This window comes from Nocardia sp. PE-7 (genome assembly GCF_030486425.1).
Taxonomy (GTDB): domain Bacteria; phylum Actinomycetota; class Actinomycetes; order Mycobacteriales; family Mycobacteriaceae; genus Nocardia; species Nocardia salmonicida_A.
In genome coordinates this window covers 4,434,173-4,451,494 of record NZ_CP129614.1, presented here as the reverse complement: position 1 = coordinate 4,451,494, position 17,322 = coordinate 4,434,173, and the positions used below count along the sequence as shown (strand labels likewise).

Sequence of the window (17,322 nt, the reverse complement as noted above, 5' to 3'; positions counted from 1 at the left end):
GATGGCACTCACTTATCCGACGAAACAGCGACTCGAAGTGTGAGACCTGACATTTCACCCGGCTACATCGTCGGAAGGTAGTAACGCTTTCAGCAGAGCAGGAGTTTCCGGAAAATGACCAAGATCGGCATCATCCTCGGCAGTACCCGGTCCAACCGCAATGGCCCGCAAATCGCCCAGTGGGTTCTGGACACGGCATCGCGGCGTGGCGACGCCGAGTTCGACCTGATCGACCTACGCGATCACCCGCTACCGCATCTTGACGAGTCCGCGCCGCCGATGTTCGGCCCGTCGGCGCACGCGCACACCCGCGCGTGGGCCGAGCGGATCGGCCCGTTCGAGGGCTTCGTGATGGTGACCCCGGAGTACAACGGCGGCATCCCCGGAGTGCTGAAGAACGCAATCGATCACCTGTACGCGGAATGGACCGACAAGGCGGTCGGCTTCGTCTCCTACGGGGTGAGCGGCGGCGCCCGTGCCGTGGCGCAGCTGCGGGTGGTCTGCAGCGGGCTCGGTATGGCCGATGTGAGCCGTCCGGTAGAGATCTCACTGCTCACCGATTTCGAGAACCACGTCACCTTCATACCGGGCGACCACCACATCGCCGCGCTGAACAAAACGCTGGATCAGGTCATCGCCTGGAGCACTGCGCTCGCGCCGCTACGGGCGGCACAGAAGCAGTCCATCGGGAGTAGATCATGACCGCATCCAACGACTTTCAGTCACGCGCTGACCGTGTCGAGGCCGATGAAGTCGAGATTCGGCGGCAAATCGACAAGGCGATCGAAGGAGTACGAGCAAAGGATCTCGAGGTCCTGAAATCGCTGTACACAAGTGACGTCGTGTCCTTCGATCTCGAGCCGCCGCACCAGCACGTCGGGATCGCGGCGAAACTCGAGAACTGGGCGAGAGTGTTCCTGTTCTTCGAGAATGTGACCTATGAAGTTCGCGATCTGACGCTCAGAGTCGGCGATGGTGTGGCCTTCGGGCACGCCTTTGCACGTCTGCGCGGCACACTGAAGAACGGCGAGGCAACGAACGGTATATGGGTCCGGGTCACCTACGGACTGCAGAAGATCGCCGACACCTGGTTGATCGCACACGACCAGGTCTCGGTGCCACTCGACATGGCGAGCGGCAAAGGCGTGGTCGACCTCGATCTAGGGGGCGCCGAGCACCCCTAATGACCGGTCAGCGACCCGACTGGCGGTGTGACCGGCTAGCACGCTCGTCGCCGAATGCTAAGTCGATGCCGGGATAGGGTTTGCTCGGCTTCGAGGCCGCGGTGGGTGAGCATCCGATGCTCACCCTCCGCGCGGACCTCGCCGAGGTATAGGCCCGACACTGCTGCGACTGTCCTCGGCCACGGGTTGGCGGTTTCTCGGCGCGCCGTGCGGCTAGGAGGGCTCCCGGAGGAGTCATCCACCAGTGCTATGACGGCTTTGGGTGTGGGGATCTTCACGTGTTTCCGGTTGGCGCCGTTCGCCGTGCAATATTGCAGCCCAACGTTGCCTATCGGTGCGTACATCTGCGCGATCGCGATGACAGGCAAAGTTTCTGGTCGATGCTGATTATTCGAGGTGGGAGCGGGTTTCGGTGTCCTGGTGTCGGCCGGTTCGAAACCAGCTGGGACCACCATAAAGTGCAGGTCAGAGCCTTTTTGGTGATGGTCGTGCAATATACGTGTAATAGCGTTCAGGGTCCGGGGCTTCGACGCTGACGGGCAGGGTAACCGAACTTGCTCGACAAGCCCGCCGAGGCGTGGTGCCCGTCACAATCGCTTTCGTCTGCCCGCTCCGCGCGGTGCATCATGCTCGGTAACTTCAGCCGACGAATTGGCCTAACTCGGCGCGGCCGTGTGACGAAATGCGTTGTATCCCAACTCATTGTGGCGGATCGGCCACACCGCTGCGTTGATGTCTTCGATTGCTATCCGGATCTGCTCTCGGAGTCCTCCGTCAAGGGTCGGCACGCCGACTCAACGTGCTGGCCACAAGTCTTCCTGGGTCTGCTGGCTTGAAACCAGCTGGGACGGCACGAAATGGCTGTTCAGGCATGGTTGTCATGTCGGTCGGCCATTCTTGTGCAAAATACGTGCAGAATCGCTTCCCGCGAAACTGCGGTTTCCAGAATTTTGTAGGCAATATGGAACCGGGTGTGTGATTGCAGTCGCACCAGCTGAGTTGCTGCGACCCCGGGACCTTCCCTGCGTGCGGGGCTATTGCGCGCGACCATGGCCGCGCAGCTGCCCAAGCGGCTGAGGTCTGTGGCGCCACGATCAGGCGGGAAAGAATCGGAGCCGGGGATCATTAAATGAGTCGAATCGGTAGTCGACACCGTGCACTTGCCTGCTGGGGTGAGCGCCGACCGGGATTCGGGAGTCGACCGCTCAGTCAGTTGCGGTTAAGGCCGTCGGGCTTGAGCATGCCTCGTCAGGGGCATGCGCGGCGACCGGCGGCTGCACAACTCACAGGGGCCGACCTGACTAGGTGATCAGGCGGTCCCGCAGCGGGCCTTCCGGCGAAGTCTCCACTACCGGTGGCAGCAAATGTTCGATGGTGGGCGGTCGAAGTTGCATCGCGTTGTCGAAATGCCGGTACAAGGTGCCGGTCTCGTTGCAGTGTGGACGCCAGGCGACGCCGCGCCATCCCGGCCGTCGTTTCGGAGCCTGTCAATGCACAACGGGGGATTGCGGCCGAGAATACCGGCTGAATCGACCACGGGTAACCGTGTTACTCTCTTTCGGCCATGTGACAGGCATCATGCTCTGCTTGTCCGGCGATCTGGATCACTGCGGCGACGATGCCGTCAGTGGTGTCGACTGAGAGGTTCTCGATGAAGCGACAGGATCTTCGACGGATGCGGCCGCAGGCCGGGCGCATCGTCGCGGTGTTGGTCTTGGCCTGCGCTACGGCGGTGGCCGGTGTGGTGACGGATGCGGGGGAGGTCTCGGCCGAGCCGATGAACTCGTTCTACACGCCGCCGGCCCAGATTCCGCAGGAACCGGGCGCGATCATCAAAACCGCGCCGATGACCTTGGTCATGACTCCCCCGACCGAGCAGGGATGGCCGGGCCGGGCGCAGCACGTGATGTACACGACGAAACTGCAGGACGGGTCCCCTGTCGCCGTGAGCGGGACCTACATCGAACCGGCCGTTCCGTGGCAGGGAGCCGGCCCACGGCCGACGGTGGTCATCGGGCCCGGCACCTCGGGTCAGGGCGACCGTTGCGCGATGTCGATGGCGTTCTCGACAGGGATGACGGTGTCCACCGAGCCGTTGGGGCTCTCGGCGAACCAGGAGCTGCCGTCGTCGGTGGTGTGGAGCGGGCTGGGCGCGCGAGTGCTGGTGACCGATTACGTCGGCTTGGGCACACCCGGCATTCACACCTACGCCAATCGGTTCGAGAGCGGACACGCGATTCTCGACGGAGTTCGGGCGGCCAACAACCTGGGCGGGGTCGGACCGGAGACCCCGGTGGTGCTGTGGGGCTACTCCCAGGGCGGTGGCGCTACCGCGGCCGCTGCGGAGATGCAGCCCAGCTACGCGCCGGAACTGAACCTCAAGGGCACCTGGGCCGGTGGGCCGGTAGCCGACCTGCCTGCGATCCTGGAAAAGATCGATGGCGCGCTGATCGGCGGCGCGATCGGGTTCGCTGTCAACGGCATGCTCGCGCGCTACCCCGAGCTGCAGCGTGCGGTGGACCAGGTCATGAGCCCGAGCGGGCGCGCGATGCTCGATACGTTGAGCAATGCCTGCATCGTCGACTTGATCACCACCTACCCCTTCCTGAAGACCAACTCGCTGACCAACGATGGTCGCTCACTGACCGAGCATCTCAGGGAAATGCCCGAAGCCGCCCCGGTTCTCGCGGAATTACGTATCGGCAACTCCACCCCGGCCACCCCGGTCCTCATCACCAGTGGTCTCAACGACGACACCGTCCCCTATGGGCAGGCCCGCCGCCTTGCGGAAGATTGGTGCGGCAAGGGCGCCACAGTTACCTTCCGGACTAACGATCTGCCGCCGATCCTGCCTGGAACCACCATCCCGAATCATTTCGGGCCGGAGATCATCGACGGTTTCGGTCCTGACAACGCGTTCACCTATCTTCTCGATCGCCTTGCGGACAAGCCGGTCTCCGGCTGCAGTATCGACTAGATGCGGATCTGTGCTGAACCTTTTCGCCCTGCTCGTTACTGACGGCCGAGGCAACGACGAGTGGGCTGCTGCTGGGTGGTTGTTCGGCGGGTGCGCCGATCGCCCTGCGGGCCCACCGTCATTGCGTGACTTATGAAGCCATCGAGCGGTGGTGATCGGTCGGGTTTGGCGGGGGTGTCAGGCGCAGGCCGGCGTCACAGTGATGGCTCTGGAGTGAGTCGGCGGTGGCCCATTGTTGCAGTGGTCCGTATTGCGAGATCTTCTCCGCGCACCCCGGACAAGCGATTGTTGTGGTGCCACCTCGTAGCCGAGGGTTTCGGAATCTGGATCTCAGGTCGAATCGCTGCGGAGGCACGACAAGCCGAATGGATTATGATGGCGCCGTGGTGAGTAGAGGTGCCGCTGATCCCGCGCGCAAGATCACCGAAGCCACCCTGTCGTTGCTCGAATCGGAGGGGTATGACGCAGTTCAGCTGCGACGGGTTGCCCGCGTCGCCCAGGTGTCGCTGACCACGGTCTACAAGCTGTACCCCACCCGCGACGAACTCGTCCTCAGCGCGATGGCGCAGTGGATGGCCACGAACACCTACACAGCACTCGACCCGCCGCGAGCCAATGAATCGCTCGCCGACGTGTTGAAACGGCTGACCCGCTACGTATTCGAGCCGTGGGAGCGCCACCCCCAGATGCTGGCTGCCTATTACCATGCCCGCTCCGGTCCAGGCGGGCAGCGACTCGATGCGCAGGGTTTCGCAGCGGTGTTGCCCGCGGTTAGCACGATGTTCGCAAGTCTCGACGAGGACTACGTCGCCGATCTCGCGCTCGTCCTGACCAATATGATCTATGCCCTGCTGGGACGTTTCGCGCACGGCCATTTCGCGATCACCGAGATCTTGCCCGCGCTCGAACGCGCTATCGGCCGGTTGACACAGAACAACGCTCCGCTGGCCGCGGCCGCCGAACGAACTCCCGTCCCGCTTGCTCCCCCTTTTGAATGGACTCCCGGCTTCAGCTCCCCGTTCTTGCCGGGAAGCGATACCGACGCGTCGTAATCGTGCTTTGCGTAGAAATTGGCATGCAACAGCGGCACTTTTGTTGAGTCGAGCCGTGAACGGCGACCAGGTGGGGTGGGCACATCACAAGCAAGCCAACTCGCCAGGGCGACAGGCGGTTCACGAGTCGGCCCACCCGATCTCCTGCGGCAGGCTAAGGGAGAGCTGACGCCGAACTACGCGACCGGCCCATCAGACAAGTCGGCGATGCAGGTGGGGCGCTACACCTGGAGTAACTCAAGTAACCGTGTTACTGTACGACGACTTTGCTGTGACGCACCTCATGGTCGACAGCAAACGAGCACACCGAAGCAATGAAGCAAGCGGGTGGCGTACAGGGAGCGTGTCGTATGTGTCGGTTGAGTCAGCGCGAGTTTGCGATGGCAGGACGGCTCGGCGCAGTGGTAACTATTCGCCGTACCTCCGCGGTGTCGGCGGTCGGGGCTGTCGCTGTTAACACGCCTCCGGCCACCCCGTCTGCGAATACTCGACGAGGACACCTTCCTGCTCGGCAGTCTCCCGAGCGACTACTCACCGGCTGACTTTCCGCTGATCGACACCGGGCCGCGGACGCGATCAGTGGAACGCGCGAAGCCCCGAATAACCAAATCCGCTCTGCCCGCTTTTTCAGACAATATGAAGGATCTCGTGATGCCTGCTTTCTCGCGCCGCTCCCTGCTGGGCGGTGTCGCCGCGGCCGGTGCTCTCGCTCTCGGCGCTCGCTCGGTCGGTTCGGCTGCCCCGGCCGCCGCGCAGCCCGGCACTGTCCCGCTGACGCGCGAAGAGCACAGGGTCGTGGTCATCGGCTCGGGATTCGGCGGAGGTGTCAGCGCCCTGCGACTAGCGCAGGCGGGGGTGCCGGTGACGGTGCTCGAACGTGGACTGCGCTGGCCCACCGGCCCCAACGCCGAAACCTTTCCCCGGGCCTCATCTCCGGACAAACGACTTCTCTGGTATCGCTCCAGTCCGAACCTGTTCGGCCGCCCTATGATCTTCGAGCCCTATACCGGCCTGGTCGAAGCCGTGCCGGGAGTGAACATGACCGCCCTGTGCGCGGCGGGCCTCGGCGGCGGTTCCCTGGTCTACCAGGGGATGTCACTCCAGCCCACCAGGGAAGTCTTCGACACCCACTTCCCGGCCGAACTCGACTGGGCGCTGATGGATCGGGTGCACTATCCGCGGGTGGCCAGGATGCTGAAACTGGCCGAGGCTCCCGACGAATTGGTCGCGAGCGAGAACTACCGAGCAGCAAGGGTTTTCGCCGAACGTGTACAGCGCGCCGGCATGCCGCTGTCGAAGATCCCCATGCCCATCGACTGGGATTTCGCGCTTGCCGAACTGCGCGGGGAGATGAAACCGTCCTACACCAACGGTGACGGGGCGATGGGCGTGAACAACGGCGGCAAACATTCGGTCGACGTCACCTACATCGCGGCCGCCGAGGCCACTGGGCTGGTGAAGGTCGAGACGCTGCACGAGGTGACCGATGTCGAACGCGGCGCCGACGGCCGGTGGATCGTGCACGTGCTGCGCCTGGACACCACCGGCGCGGTAGTCGAGAACAAGATCCTCACCGCAGGCACCCTGATCATGGCCGCGGGCAGCCTCAACACGACTCGCTTGCTGGTTCGCGCGGGCGCCAAGGGGCAGATCCCCGATCTACCCGACGGACTCGGCCAGGGATGGGGGACCAATGCCGACCGAATCTATGTCTGGACCGACCCGTCGGCCGAATTCGGCGCGCCCCAAGGTGGTCCGGTGGTCTACGGCAGCAAGAACTGGGACGATCCGCATTCGGCGCACACCGTCATCCAGGCGTCTCTCCCGCCGCTGTCGCTCGACCCGCGCAGCACCATGATGGTCGGTTACGGAGTCAGCGACAGCCGCGGCGCCTTCGCCTACGACTCGGGTCGCGACGACGCGATCCTGCACTGGCCCGCCGACGGCGACAGCTACATTCAGAACGCTCACATCAGCCCCGCCGTGCACCGCATCGCCGGACCCGACGGCATGCTCCTCGATACCAACGCGCTGTTCCCGTCCACCTGGCACCCCTTGGGTGGGGCGAGCATGGGCGCGGTCTGCGACCTCGACGGCCGCGTACACGACCAACCTGGACTCTATGTCCTCGATGGTGCCCTGATGCCCGGAAATACCGCGGCCTGCAACCCGTCGATGACTATCGCCGCGGTCGCCGAACGGGCACTGGACAATATCGTCGCCCGCGATATCGGCACCCTCATCTGACCCATGATTTCCGGAAGACAAGAAATCGTGAAAATTCCCTTGGACGATCGGCCGAAAGTGCGAGTTCGATGATGAAATCCTCCGATATGACAACCCGTCCGCCTCGGCAACGGACCTCATCGGCCTGGCGCGTGCCCTTCGCCGTCGTCGCCACAGCAAGCACCATGGTCCTGGGAGCAATACAACCCGCCCTCGCGCAAGCCCGAGAATACGGTTGCGGTGCAGAACATTTCGTAGCGTCCTGGGCGGCCAGCCCTACCGATTCGGTCACGCCGTTGGATGCATCCGGTGGGCCTATCCCGATGACCGTGAACAATCAAACATTTCGGATGGTCATCACCCCACATTTGGGTGGCACACAGCTACGTGTCCGTCTGACGAACCGATTCGGGCTCACACCTGTCACTTTTGACACGGTCAGCGTCGGTGATCAGGTGTCGGGTGCGGCCGCAGCGAACATCGCGCCGGTTCTATTCGGCGGTCAGCGTTCGACCACGCTCGCTGCCGGTGCCGATCTGCTCAGTGACCCAGTGCCGTTCACTGTCGCCTCGTTCAGTCCGCTGGCGGTCAGTATCCACATAGCCGATCCGGTCGGTCCGCCGACCAAACACTGGAATTCCAACGCCACCTCCTACTATTCCTCCGCCGGTAGTGGCGACCTGACAGGACAACCCGACCCCACGCACTTCACCTCCACGACCAACGCCTGGTTCTATGTCAATGCCCTGGATGTGCTCGCACCCGCCGAGACCCGAGCCATAGTCGCGTTCGGCGACTCCATCACCGACGGCTTCGTCGGTACCACCGCGGCTGCGGTCCCCGCCGACCGCGCGGTGGCCGATACGAATGGGCGCTACCCGGACTTGCTTCAACGGCGACTCGATGACGCGCGCATTCCCCTTTCGGTCGTCAACGCCGGAATCGGCAGCAATCGGCTCTTGACCAGCGGCGAACCGTTACTGCTCGGCCCCAGTGGCCTTTCCCGGTTCGAACGAGACGCACTCGAACAAGCAGGAGTCAGCGGAATCCTTGTCCAAGAAGGCATCAACGACCTCGGCCTGCCGCCACAGGCCGACGCGGTATCAATGATCGCGGGATATCAGCAACTCATCACCACAGCGCGGCAGCACGGCAAGAAGATCTGGATCGGCACATTGCTTCCAGCCTCCGACGCCGGCGTCAACGGCGTCCAGTTGGCCCCCCGCAGCGAGGTCGACCGTCAGCAGATCAACACGTGGATTCGCAGCCAAACCCTCGCCGACGGCATCGTCGACTTCGACGCTGCCCTCCGTGATCCTGCCAATCCCGCAGTCCTGCGAGGCATTTATGCCAGCCCGGACCGCCTACACCCCAACCCCGCCGGTTATCGGGCAATGGCGGAAACGATCCAACTGTCCATGCTCGCGGATACTCGTCCCCCCGCTTGCTGACGCCGCCGACGTGGCGCACCGGCACATAAGTCTGTGAGGCTGCGGGTGCCTGGCATTCGCGGGCTCCTCACGGCCCTGGATGCCGGGTACCGCAGGTGCCCGAGCTCGCTGATCTGACATTGCCCGGTTGGGTGAAGCTCATCGATGTATCCGACGATCTGAGCGGCGACGGCAGCTCCGCGTTTCCGGTGTCGGCGTGCCAGCGGTGATAGTCGGATAGGCCGACAGCGCGGGTCCGGCTCACCGGAGCGGCGAATTCCTCGACGGTCGCCCGGCTCGCTAGCAGGTGTCGAATTTCGAGTGGTGGTGTCGTCTACGCCGGCACGAGGTTGCCGCGCAGACAACGGGTTTGACGACGCATTCATCTATCAGCGCTTGCCTCCATATGGTGGCGATTCATCCCGAAGAAGGAGCGACAGCAGGTGTCCGAAACGACGAGCATGCAGTCCGATGTCGTCAAGACCGAGGTGCGCGGGAACGTGCTTCTGATCGGGCTGAACCGGCCGGAGAAGAAGAACGCGCTGACCGGGGAGATGTTCCAGGCGCTGGCCGAGGCGTATGAGCGCTACGACCGAGATGACGATCTGCGCTGTGCGGTGCTCTACGGCGAGGGCGGGGCATACTGCGCGGGCGCGGATATGACGCAGTTGCGGGAACTCGTCGAGAGTGGCGCGCTTGTCTACGGCGACGGAGACTACGACCCTTTCGGTACCGCGGGTGTCAGGTTGTCGAAGCCGTTGATCGCCGCCGTGCACGGCGTCTGTTTCGCGGGAGGGTTGCAGCTCGCCCTGAGCGGTGAATTCATCGTCGCCGCCGAAGGCACCCTGTTCGGTCAGCCCGAGGTGTTGCGCGGCGTCTTCGCCTTCTTCGGCGGCGCGGCGCGCTGGGTGGAGACCGTCGGCTACGCGAACGCGCAACGGTATCTCCTCACCGGCCACCACCTCGATGCCAGGGAGGCGCACCGGATCGGCTTGGTGCAGGAGGTGGTTCCGGCGGAGGAACTTCTCGACCGGGCACTGCAGCTGGCCGATGAGATTGCGGCCGCGGCACCGATGGGCGTTCGCTACTCGCTGGCCGTCTCCCGCCGCGCCGCCGAAGCGGGGGTTTCGGCAGCCTTCGATCTCGTTCCCCGATTGCGGGCCGAGATCGTCGGCACCGATGACGCCGCCGAAGGCATCCTGTCGTTCAAGCAACGCCGAGCAGGCGTATACACCGGTCACTGAGCCGGAACGTGCCGAGTCCCTGCGGATACCCACCTACGAGCTCGACCTACGGGTCGCAAGTGCGCCGCTCGTCGTCGAGCAGAAAGTTGTGTTATGCGTCAATCATCAACTGTCACCGCGATGCTGTCCGCAGTGGTCTCGGTGCTGGCTCTCACCGCTCTTGCGGCGCCCTCAGCGGCCGAAGACCTTCCCGCGTTACCGGCGGATTTCGAGTTCGGGGTCGCTCAATCCGGTTTCCAGTCCGAAGGTTTCAACCAGGACTCCAACTACCTGCGCTACGGCAACGAGGGGAAGTTGCACGAGCCGGTGGGTAACGCCGTGGACTTCTTCCATCAGTACGAGGGCGATGTCGACAGGGCGGCCTCGATCGGGGTGGACAACTATCGGTTGTCGGTGGAGTGGTCGCGCATCGAACCGCGGCCCGGTGTCGACGACCCGGCCGGTTGGGCGTTCTACGATGCGGTGATCGGTCGCATCGTGGCCTCGGGCATGCGCCCCATGATCACGTTGAATCATTGGGTCCATCCCGGTTGGGCGGTCGATCGTGGGGGGTGGAACAACCCGGACATGGCCGCTGCCCTGACCGCCTTCGGGCGACGTGTCGTCGATCGCTACACATGGGCCGAGCCGATCTGGATAACGTTCAACGAGCCGAGCGAATACGTCCGGCGGGAACTGACCTACGGTGGTCTGGCACCAGCCGACACCGGGATCATTATCGACGGGATCATCGCGGCTCATCGGGCGATCACGACCTACATCCATGCCGTCCAGCCCGGTGGCCAGGTCTCCTCGAACATCGCCTACATCCCGCTGCCCGGTGTGGAGCCGGCGCTGGAAGCCGTGTTCTCCGACCGTATGGTCGATTCCTTCGACTTCATCGGCGTCGACCAGTACTACTCGATCGCGCCGTCGGAACTCACTCCTAGTGGTGTGTCGATGCTGGGCAACTTCAGCCGACAAACGACGCAACGCAGCGCGACTGAGTGAAATACATTGTGTCCCAACATATTCCGTCGGATCTGCCACATCGCTGCGTTGATGTCTTCGATTGCTATGCGGATCTGTTCTCGGAATCCTGCGTCAGGCGTCGGCGAGCCGCCTCGACGTGCTGGCCGCAAGCCGTCGTGAGGTCTGCTGGCTTGAAACCAGCTGGGACTGCACGTAATAGCTGTTCAGGCATGGTTGTCATGTCAGTCGGCGGTTTTCGTGCAATACGCGGACAGAATCGCTGCCCACGAACCTGTGGTTTCCAGAACCGGTAGGCGATATGGAACCGCACGGTATGTGTTTGCGGTCGCGCCAGCTGAGTTGCTGCGATCCTGGAACCTTTCTCGCGCGCGGGGGTTGGGCGGCTGGGTATCGGAGGAGGCTCGGATCAGGGAGCGCGATGGGAGGACCGAAATGTGCCCGCTGCGCGTTGGTCGGAGGCTCTGAGTGCTGATAAGCGTTCTTACCGGTGGTCGGCGAGCCTGATCCCGTTGTCATCAAGGTCGGCGGCGTGAGCGGTTGACCGTGGTGAGCCAAGAAGGTAACGGTTCGCGAGCCGCGAGCCAAGTCTGGGGTACGCCGGTTTCGGTAGCGGTGCCGGTGTAGGCCGCGACGATGCCACCGGTGATCGCGCAAGTGGTGTCGATATCGCCGTCTGCTTCGATGCACGCGGCGACGGCCGCCGGGTAGTCGTCGAGATATGTTGCGGCGGCCCATAACGCGAATGGCACTGTGTCTTGCGCCTTCACCCTGGATCCGTTGCCCAACTGGTGTGCGGCCTCGGCGATGGTCGCGCCGAGCAGGGCGTGAGCGCGACGGACGCCGTGCGTTGTCTCACTGGGTTCGAGATGGCCTAGGATGGAGGTGAGGAATTCCGTTGGCGTGGGCAGATTTCGGGTGTGGCGGGCGTGAGCGGCCTGTCCCGCGGCGACCGCTACCGCGACGGCGCCGGTCACACCTTCGGAGTTCATGTGTGTGACTTGTGCCGATCGGACGGCTTCGGTGACGGCCCGTTGTGGATCGCCGGCGTAGTACGCCCCCAGCGGGGCGACCCGCATGGCAGCACCGTTGCCGCAGGAACCCCGGCCCTCGAATGCCGCGCCTGCTGTCTCTTTCCAAGGTTTGCCGTCGCGGATTCGCCGAAGCGTCGTGACCGTTGCGTGTCCGTAGTCGCGCTCTGGTGAGAACCGGCGCGCGAAACCAGCGGCGAGTCGATCCTGGTCGATCTGCTGGTGCCGGTGGACCTCGGCGACCACACTGCAGGCCATCTCGGTGTCATCGGTCCAGTCCCACGGTCCCAGCGGGGGATTGCCCGACCGAAGACTCGACAGCGATCGTCCCATGATGAAGAACTGAGCTCCCAGCGCATCGCCGACGGACAGTCCGTCGAGCGAGTCGAGCATCAGTCCGACACGATCAATGGCGGGGGACGAACGCCACTTCCATCTCGTCACGATGTCGAGAGCCTTTCAGGTGCGGATACGCTGACCGGCCTGCGCCCTCCGCCGCCGGTACTCGCACGGTGGTTGGGGTGAGCCCTGTGTTGTCAGGAGTTGATCGGGTTGCCGATGGGGTCGAACACACGGCGCCCATCGGGGGCGAGCCAGAAGCCTTCGCTATCGCGGCGGTAGACCACCGCACCGTTCTCATCGCGCCATTCACGTCCGTCGTGTGAGACCGTCCAATTCTCCTGGGGGGTGCCGGACCGGCCGTCATCTTTGATGTAGGTGACGTCGCGTGGGGCGGTGGGATCCAACGCACGCCGTCGCACCTGGGCACGCATCTGTTCGAACTCGTCCAATTGCCGCACTGCCCGTGCGTATTCTTCGTCGTGGGGGGTCGTCATGACTACGGTTACCTCTCGACCATCTGGATCACGACCCGGCCCGTCGCGGGATCGAAATACTTGTTGTGCACGGTGAATTGGCTGTTCGACGGGAACAGTACTTCGTCGTCGGTGCCGAACGGCATGCCAGTGTCAGGGTCGGAGTAGGTCCGGCCGTTCTTGGACACAATCTGCATCTCCACGTTCCGGTTCTCGGCGAAGACGTCGGAGACCCCGCCGGGCTTGTTCGACGAGGACATGAACCCGGGGTCTGCCCATGAACCGCCCCGTTCGAACTCGGCGAGCTGTTCGGGGGTCATGTTGACGTGTCGCACAACCGGACCCTCGTGTTTGGGCAGCTTCTCCAGTGCTTCATTCAAACCATCGATCTGACGTTGCTGCTCCCGCGTCCAGCCCAACCGTGCTGTAGATGACGATCTCCGCTGTGGCCAACTTGGTTGGTACTGGGGGTGGATGGTGCGGGTTGTTAGTGCCAGATTCGAGGTGGAGACCGTAGGGGGTTGTCATCAGAGGGTCATAGCCGATGGCGAGGTTTGGCTTGGGGGCGTCGTGGGCCAGCGAAGAGTTGGATGAGCCAGAGCGCATCTCTTGACATGACGTCTTGCGGCCCGTGATCGAGATTGGTTGATGTCGAACAAGATTCGATACCTGGGCCTGCGGGGCACTGTCCAGTAGTCTGCCCGGTACGGCATCCGTCACGCGGGGGCAGGGGCTGTAGGGAGGGTGAGTGTGGCTGGTAATGCGATCTCGGCGCTAGCTGTTATGGCGGGGGTTCTGCTCGGCGGGTGGTTGACCATCCGGAATCACGACCGGCAGTGGCGTCGTGAGCATCAGCGTGAGTGGCGGGTGATCCGTCTGCGGACCTACAACGAGTTCGTTACTGCGTACCGGCAGTATGTCGCGTTCGCGGTTGATCCGACGGCGCACATCACGGCTGTGCCGCATCCCTGGCACGCTGGCCAACTCATGCCGTTCTTCGACGAAGCGGGACGCCCATACAAGGAGCGACTCGAGTCGGCGTGGGTCTCCACCAGGCTGACCTACGAGTCGATGGAAGCCGCGAGTGCCAGCTTGCGTGTGCTCACCGCCGCGCGGCAGGTCGCCGCGGCGAGGGGGACGTCGGGCGCCAGCGATATTCCTTCAGAGCTGTTCAAGGAGCTATGGGCTGCGCAGGACGCATTCGTCGCTGCGGCAAGGACTGAGCTCGGTCTTGCGGTGCTAGCTGAGGCTCAGGGCGCTAGTTCCGAGGGGCTTACGCCGTAGTCCGCTCGGCGTCGGCCGTCGACCTTTCTATGCCTGCGTAGAGGCATCTCAGCGGGGAGCGGGCGAGCTGAAAGAGGACCCCAGGGGGAGTAATGCGCTAGTGCTATCAAGTCTTTTGGCAAGCGGGGATCTCTACCTTGGGCTAGTTGGCGCCGTTCGTCGTGCAACATACGTGCAATAGCGCAGCCCAATGTTGCCTATCGGTGCGTACATCTGCGCGATCGCGATGGCAGGCAAAGTTCCTGGTAGATACCGGTTGTTCGAGGTGGGAGCAGGTTTCGGTCTCCTGGTGTCTGCCGGTTCGAAACCAGCTGGGACCACAGAAAAATGCAGGTCAGCACCAATTCTGGCGCTGACCTGCATTTTTTGTGCCAGTTTCATGTCGATCGATCGCGGTGTGTAGACCCGGAGGCGCCGACAGTCTCGGTATTAATGCGATTCAAATCATAGTTAGTCCCGTGGCTGAATCGAGGGGCGCAGTTGCCGTCAGCCGGGCACGATCGCGAGCTGACGGGATTGGGCAACGAGGTCGGCGAAGGTAGCCTGCACCCGCATGACCTGCTTGTCGTCCTGGACGAGAGTCGCCGTGCCGCAGGAGGTCCGCCGTCCGGCACGGGCCACTTCGGTGCGGATGCTCGCGGGACCGACGGTCCCGGGCCGCAGAAAGTGGGCAGAGGCGGCCAGTGCGTCGGGGTGAGGTAGTTCCCCGGCGAGCGCGCGTAGGCATGTCGCCAGCAGGAAACCGCCGTTGACCTTGCCGCCCAGGGAGATCCATCGATCCGGCAGCCGCACGTCATAGGCGCCCTCGCCGACCGGGTGTGGCATCGAATCCTTCGCGAACATCGTCGCTGCTTCAGTCATGTCATCCACCGTGCCCGGACCGGCGCGGCTGGTCGATTACCTCACAGGTAATGGCCGGGGTACCGCTCGGCACTACCATCGATGACCGTGACTCCGGAATCGGTCGGCTCGATGGTGCGGCGCTGGCGCCGGGAGCGCCGCCTCAGTCAGCTCGACCTCGCGCTCGGGGCAGGCACGTCGACGCGGCATCTGAGTTTCATCGAAAACGGTAGGGCCACACCGAGTCCCGCGATGCTGGCGCGGCTCGGCGAGCACCTCGACCTCCCGCTGCGCGACCGCGACCGCCTTCTCCTGGCCGCCGGGTTCGCGCCCGTCCACGGTGTGCTCGAGCTGGATTCGGCGGAGATGACCCCGATTCGCGACGCGGTTCGCCAGATTCTCGACGGCTACGCACCGTTTCCGGCGATCGCTGTCGACGGTGACTGGACCATGGTCGATGCCAATGCCGGAGTGTGGGTCTTCCTCGAAGGTGTGGAATCGGAGATCCTCACACCGCCGATCAATGCTTTGCGTCTCACCCTTCACCCCAGGGGTCTCGCGCCCCGCATCGCCAATCTCGCGCAGTGGCGCGGACACGTTCTGGGCAGGCTCATCAGGCAGATCGCCGCGACCGGCTCGGCGGGCCTGGCCGACCTCTACACCGAACTCGCCGCCTATCCCGGTGGCCGTGCCGAACCGGATCAGCACTCGCCGGTGGTCCCGCTGCGGCTGCGCCACGGCGATCACGAACTCGTGATGCTCAGTGCCACAACCGTTTTCGGTGCGCCGCACAATGTGACGACGGCCGAGTTGGCCATCGAATCGTTCCTTCCCGCTGACCCGGAGACCCGAACGATTCTGTCCGGTAGGCACTAGAACTGCACCAACACCCAGGTGTGTGGGTGGCCTCGTCTCCAGTGTCCAGGTCGATCGACTCGATCTCGTCGGAGAGCTGGCCTTCTGCTCGTTCCTTGTGTCGAATGTGCGAGGCGCTAAGTAGATGACCGGATCAGGACCGCTGTACCTGGCCTTCCGGTATGGGAACCGTGAGGCGCGCACCCGACTACAGATGAGTGGCGGGTTCCCGATTACCTTCCTCGCAGGATCGTCGCGGTGGGCGCGGCCGCGACGATGGGGGTGACTGCCGCTTCGGTGGAAGCGGGGTAGTAGTCGGCGGTCTCGGTGCCTGTGAGGAAGTCGCCGGTCCAGCCGAGTGCGAGTGTTCGGAGCATCGTCGTGTTCGCGATGCTCGGTGTGCCGCACAGTAGCGTCCCCAGTGAATCCGAACTGGTGCCTTCGGCGTCGGTGTGCATGCCGTCGCTCACGCTGACGCCGAGGAACGGTCGATGAAGTTGTTGCTGGACTGCCGTGGTGCCACTGCCGAGGTTGTTGCACAGCGACGGTGCCGCGGCGATCGTCAGGATGGGCAGGGCGGTGGGGTCGAGGTCGGCGAGTGCGCGGTCGCTGTTGTCGCCGAGGAAGGATTTCACCGGATCCAGCAGCACCAGGCCGCGCAGGCGCGCGAACACCTCCGGGTGCGCGACATGGAGGCGATGTGCGACGAACGCGACCGCTTCGGCGCCGGCGGAGTGTCCGATGAAAACAAAGTCGCTGGGCAGTGGTGGGGCGACTCGGCCCGCGTGTGCGGCCGCGGCTGTGAGGCTGCGCGCGAGTGCGCCGTCGGGGTCGGTGGCGGTACCGAACAGGGTTGCGACGTTGTCGAGGAATCCGGTGTTGTCGCCGAGATTCTGCAGCGTGCATCCGGCCAGATCCAGGAACGGCAGGGCGGGCGCGAAGACCAGATAGCCGCTGTCGGCGAAGGCGGTCGCCAGCTGTGCGAGGTTGCTGTTGGTGCGGGCGAAGCCGTGCTGGATCCAGACCATGCCCTTGGGGGTGCCGGTCGGCAGGTACCAGTCCGCGCTCTGTTGCAGCGTCGTCGCTGAGCAGGGGATATCGATGGTGCCGGGAAGTCGCGACGCGTCCGCTCCGGCGGTCGGTGCGGAGATGACAAGGGTGCAGGCGGCGATGACGGCGGCGCTTGCGGCGGCCAGGGCCGAACCTCGAAGACTCATGGTGACTCCAACAACGGCGCAATGCTGTTTCGCTCTGCGGAATGTCGTTTCTTGACTGCGATGCTTTATTAGCTCCCCATAGGGGTGTCGATGTCAAGTGTTGGCTTGGCGACGTGTGGTTCGGAATCGGTGCTGGACTGCGCCGGTGTGAATGCGATAAGTTTCGATAGGTGAAACGCTGTTTCGTAATATGAGAGG

At 63.8% G+C, this 17,322-nt stretch carries 15 protein-coding genes; 10 read left to right on the top strand and 5 right to left on the bottom strand.

Translation table 11 applies throughout. The features are described from left to right. Positions 1-114: 114 nt before the first annotated feature. From QX204_RS21105 to QX204_RS21070, 8 genes are all read left to right on the top strand, one after another. The gene (locus QX204_RS21105; RefSeq protein ID WP_301901727.1) at positions 115-702 is read left to right on the top strand and encodes an NADPH-dependent FMN reductase; all 588 of its coding nucleotides are present in this window, start codon (positions 115-117) and stop codon (positions 700-702) included. Further along, positions 699-1,184 (top strand): YybH family protein, encoded by a 486-nt coding sequence (locus QX204_RS21100; protein WP_301901726.1) that lies wholly within the window; start codon positions 699-701, stop codon positions 1,182-1,184. The genes QX204_RS21105 and QX204_RS21100 overlap by 4 nt, the downstream gene beginning before the upstream one ends. 1,651 nt (positions 1,185-2,835) lie before the next feature. Further along, entirely contained in the window at positions 2,836-4,161 is a 1,326-nt protein-coding gene (locus QX204_RS21095; protein WP_301901724.1) for a lipase family protein, read from the top strand. Between the two features lie 383 nt (positions 4,162-4,544). Next, positions 4,545-5,213 (top strand): TetR/AcrR family transcriptional regulator, encoded by a 669-nt coding sequence (locus tag QX204_RS21090; protein WP_301901723.1) that lies wholly within the window; start codon positions 4,545-4,547, stop codon positions 5,211-5,213. 651 nt (positions 5,214-5,864) lie between these two features. Beyond that, positions 5,865-7,460, top strand: coding sequence for a GMC oxidoreductase (locus tag QX204_RS21085; RefSeq protein ID WP_301901722.1), 1,596 nt, complete (start codon positions 5,865-5,867; stop codon positions 7,458-7,460). A 434-nt stretch (positions 7,461-7,894) separates the two neighbouring features. Next, positions 7,895-8,890, top strand: a complete 996-nt coding sequence (locus QX204_RS21080; RefSeq protein WP_301901720.1) for a GDSL-type esterase/lipase family protein — start codon at positions 7,895-7,897, stop codon at positions 8,888-8,890. 422 nt (positions 8,891-9,312) lie between these two features. Then, entirely contained in the window at positions 9,313-10,113 is an 801-nt protein-coding gene (locus QX204_RS21075) for a crotonase/enoyl-CoA hydratase family protein (RefSeq protein WP_301901718.1), read from the top strand. Between the two features lie 120 nt (positions 10,114-10,233). Continuing rightward, complete coding sequence (locus tag QX204_RS21070) at positions 10,234-11,103, top strand: family 1 glycosylhydrolase (RefSeq protein WP_367620140.1); 870 nt, start codon at positions 10,234-10,236, stop codon at positions 11,101-11,103. A 497-nt stretch (positions 11,104-11,600) separates the two neighbouring features. Here the strand turns inward: QX204_RS21070 and QX204_RS21065 are convergent, their stop codons facing one another. The 3 genes from QX204_RS21065 to QX204_RS21055 all read right to left on the bottom strand — a co-directional run bounded on the left by QX204_RS21065 (position 11,601) and on the right by QX204_RS21055 (position 13,308). Then, positions 11,601-12,506, bottom strand: a complete 906-nt coding sequence (locus QX204_RS21065; RefSeq protein ID WP_301901716.1) for an ADP-ribosylglycohydrolase family protein — start codon at positions 12,504-12,506, stop codon at positions 11,601-11,603. Positions 12,507-12,649: 143 nt separating this feature from the next. After that, complete coding sequence (locus QX204_RS21060; RefSeq protein WP_301901714.1) at positions 12,650-12,949, bottom strand: hypothetical protein; 300 nt, start codon at positions 12,947-12,949, stop codon at positions 12,650-12,652. Positions 12,950-12,957: 8 nt separating this feature from the next. Further along, complete coding sequence (locus QX204_RS21055) at positions 12,958-13,308, bottom strand: hypothetical protein (protein ID WP_301901712.1); 351 nt, start codon at positions 13,306-13,308, stop codon at positions 12,958-12,960. A 370-nt stretch (positions 13,309-13,678) separates the two neighbouring features. Between QX204_RS21055 and QX204_RS21050 the strand changes: the two genes are divergently transcribed. Then, positions 13,679-14,212: a hypothetical protein gene (locus QX204_RS21050; protein WP_301901711.1), complete on the top strand. Its 534-nt coding sequence runs from the start codon at positions 13,679-13,681 to the stop codon at positions 14,210-14,212. 486 nt (positions 14,213-14,698) lie between these two features. Here QX204_RS21050 and QX204_RS21045 read toward each other — a convergent pair whose 3' ends face one another. Next, positions 14,699-15,073 carry an acyl-CoA thioesterase domain-containing protein gene (locus QX204_RS21045; RefSeq protein ID WP_301901709.1) on the bottom strand — a complete coding sequence of 125 codons (375 nt, stop codon included), beginning with the start codon at positions 15,071-15,073 and terminating at the stop codon, positions 14,699-14,701. A gap of 81 nt (positions 15,074-15,154) precedes the next feature. On the opposite strand from QX204_RS21045, the gene QX204_RS21040 reads away from it, so the two are divergent. After that, entirely contained in the window at positions 15,155-15,928 is a 774-nt protein-coding gene (locus QX204_RS21040; protein WP_301901708.1) for a helix-turn-helix domain-containing protein, read from the top strand. 212 nt (positions 15,929-16,140) lie between these two features. Here the strand turns inward: QX204_RS21040 and QX204_RS21035 are convergent, their stop codons facing one another. After that, entirely contained in the window at positions 16,141-17,124 is a 984-nt protein-coding gene (locus QX204_RS21035) for an alpha/beta hydrolase (protein ID WP_301901706.1), read from the bottom strand. Between the last annotated feature and the right edge of the window lie 198 nt (positions 17,125-17,322).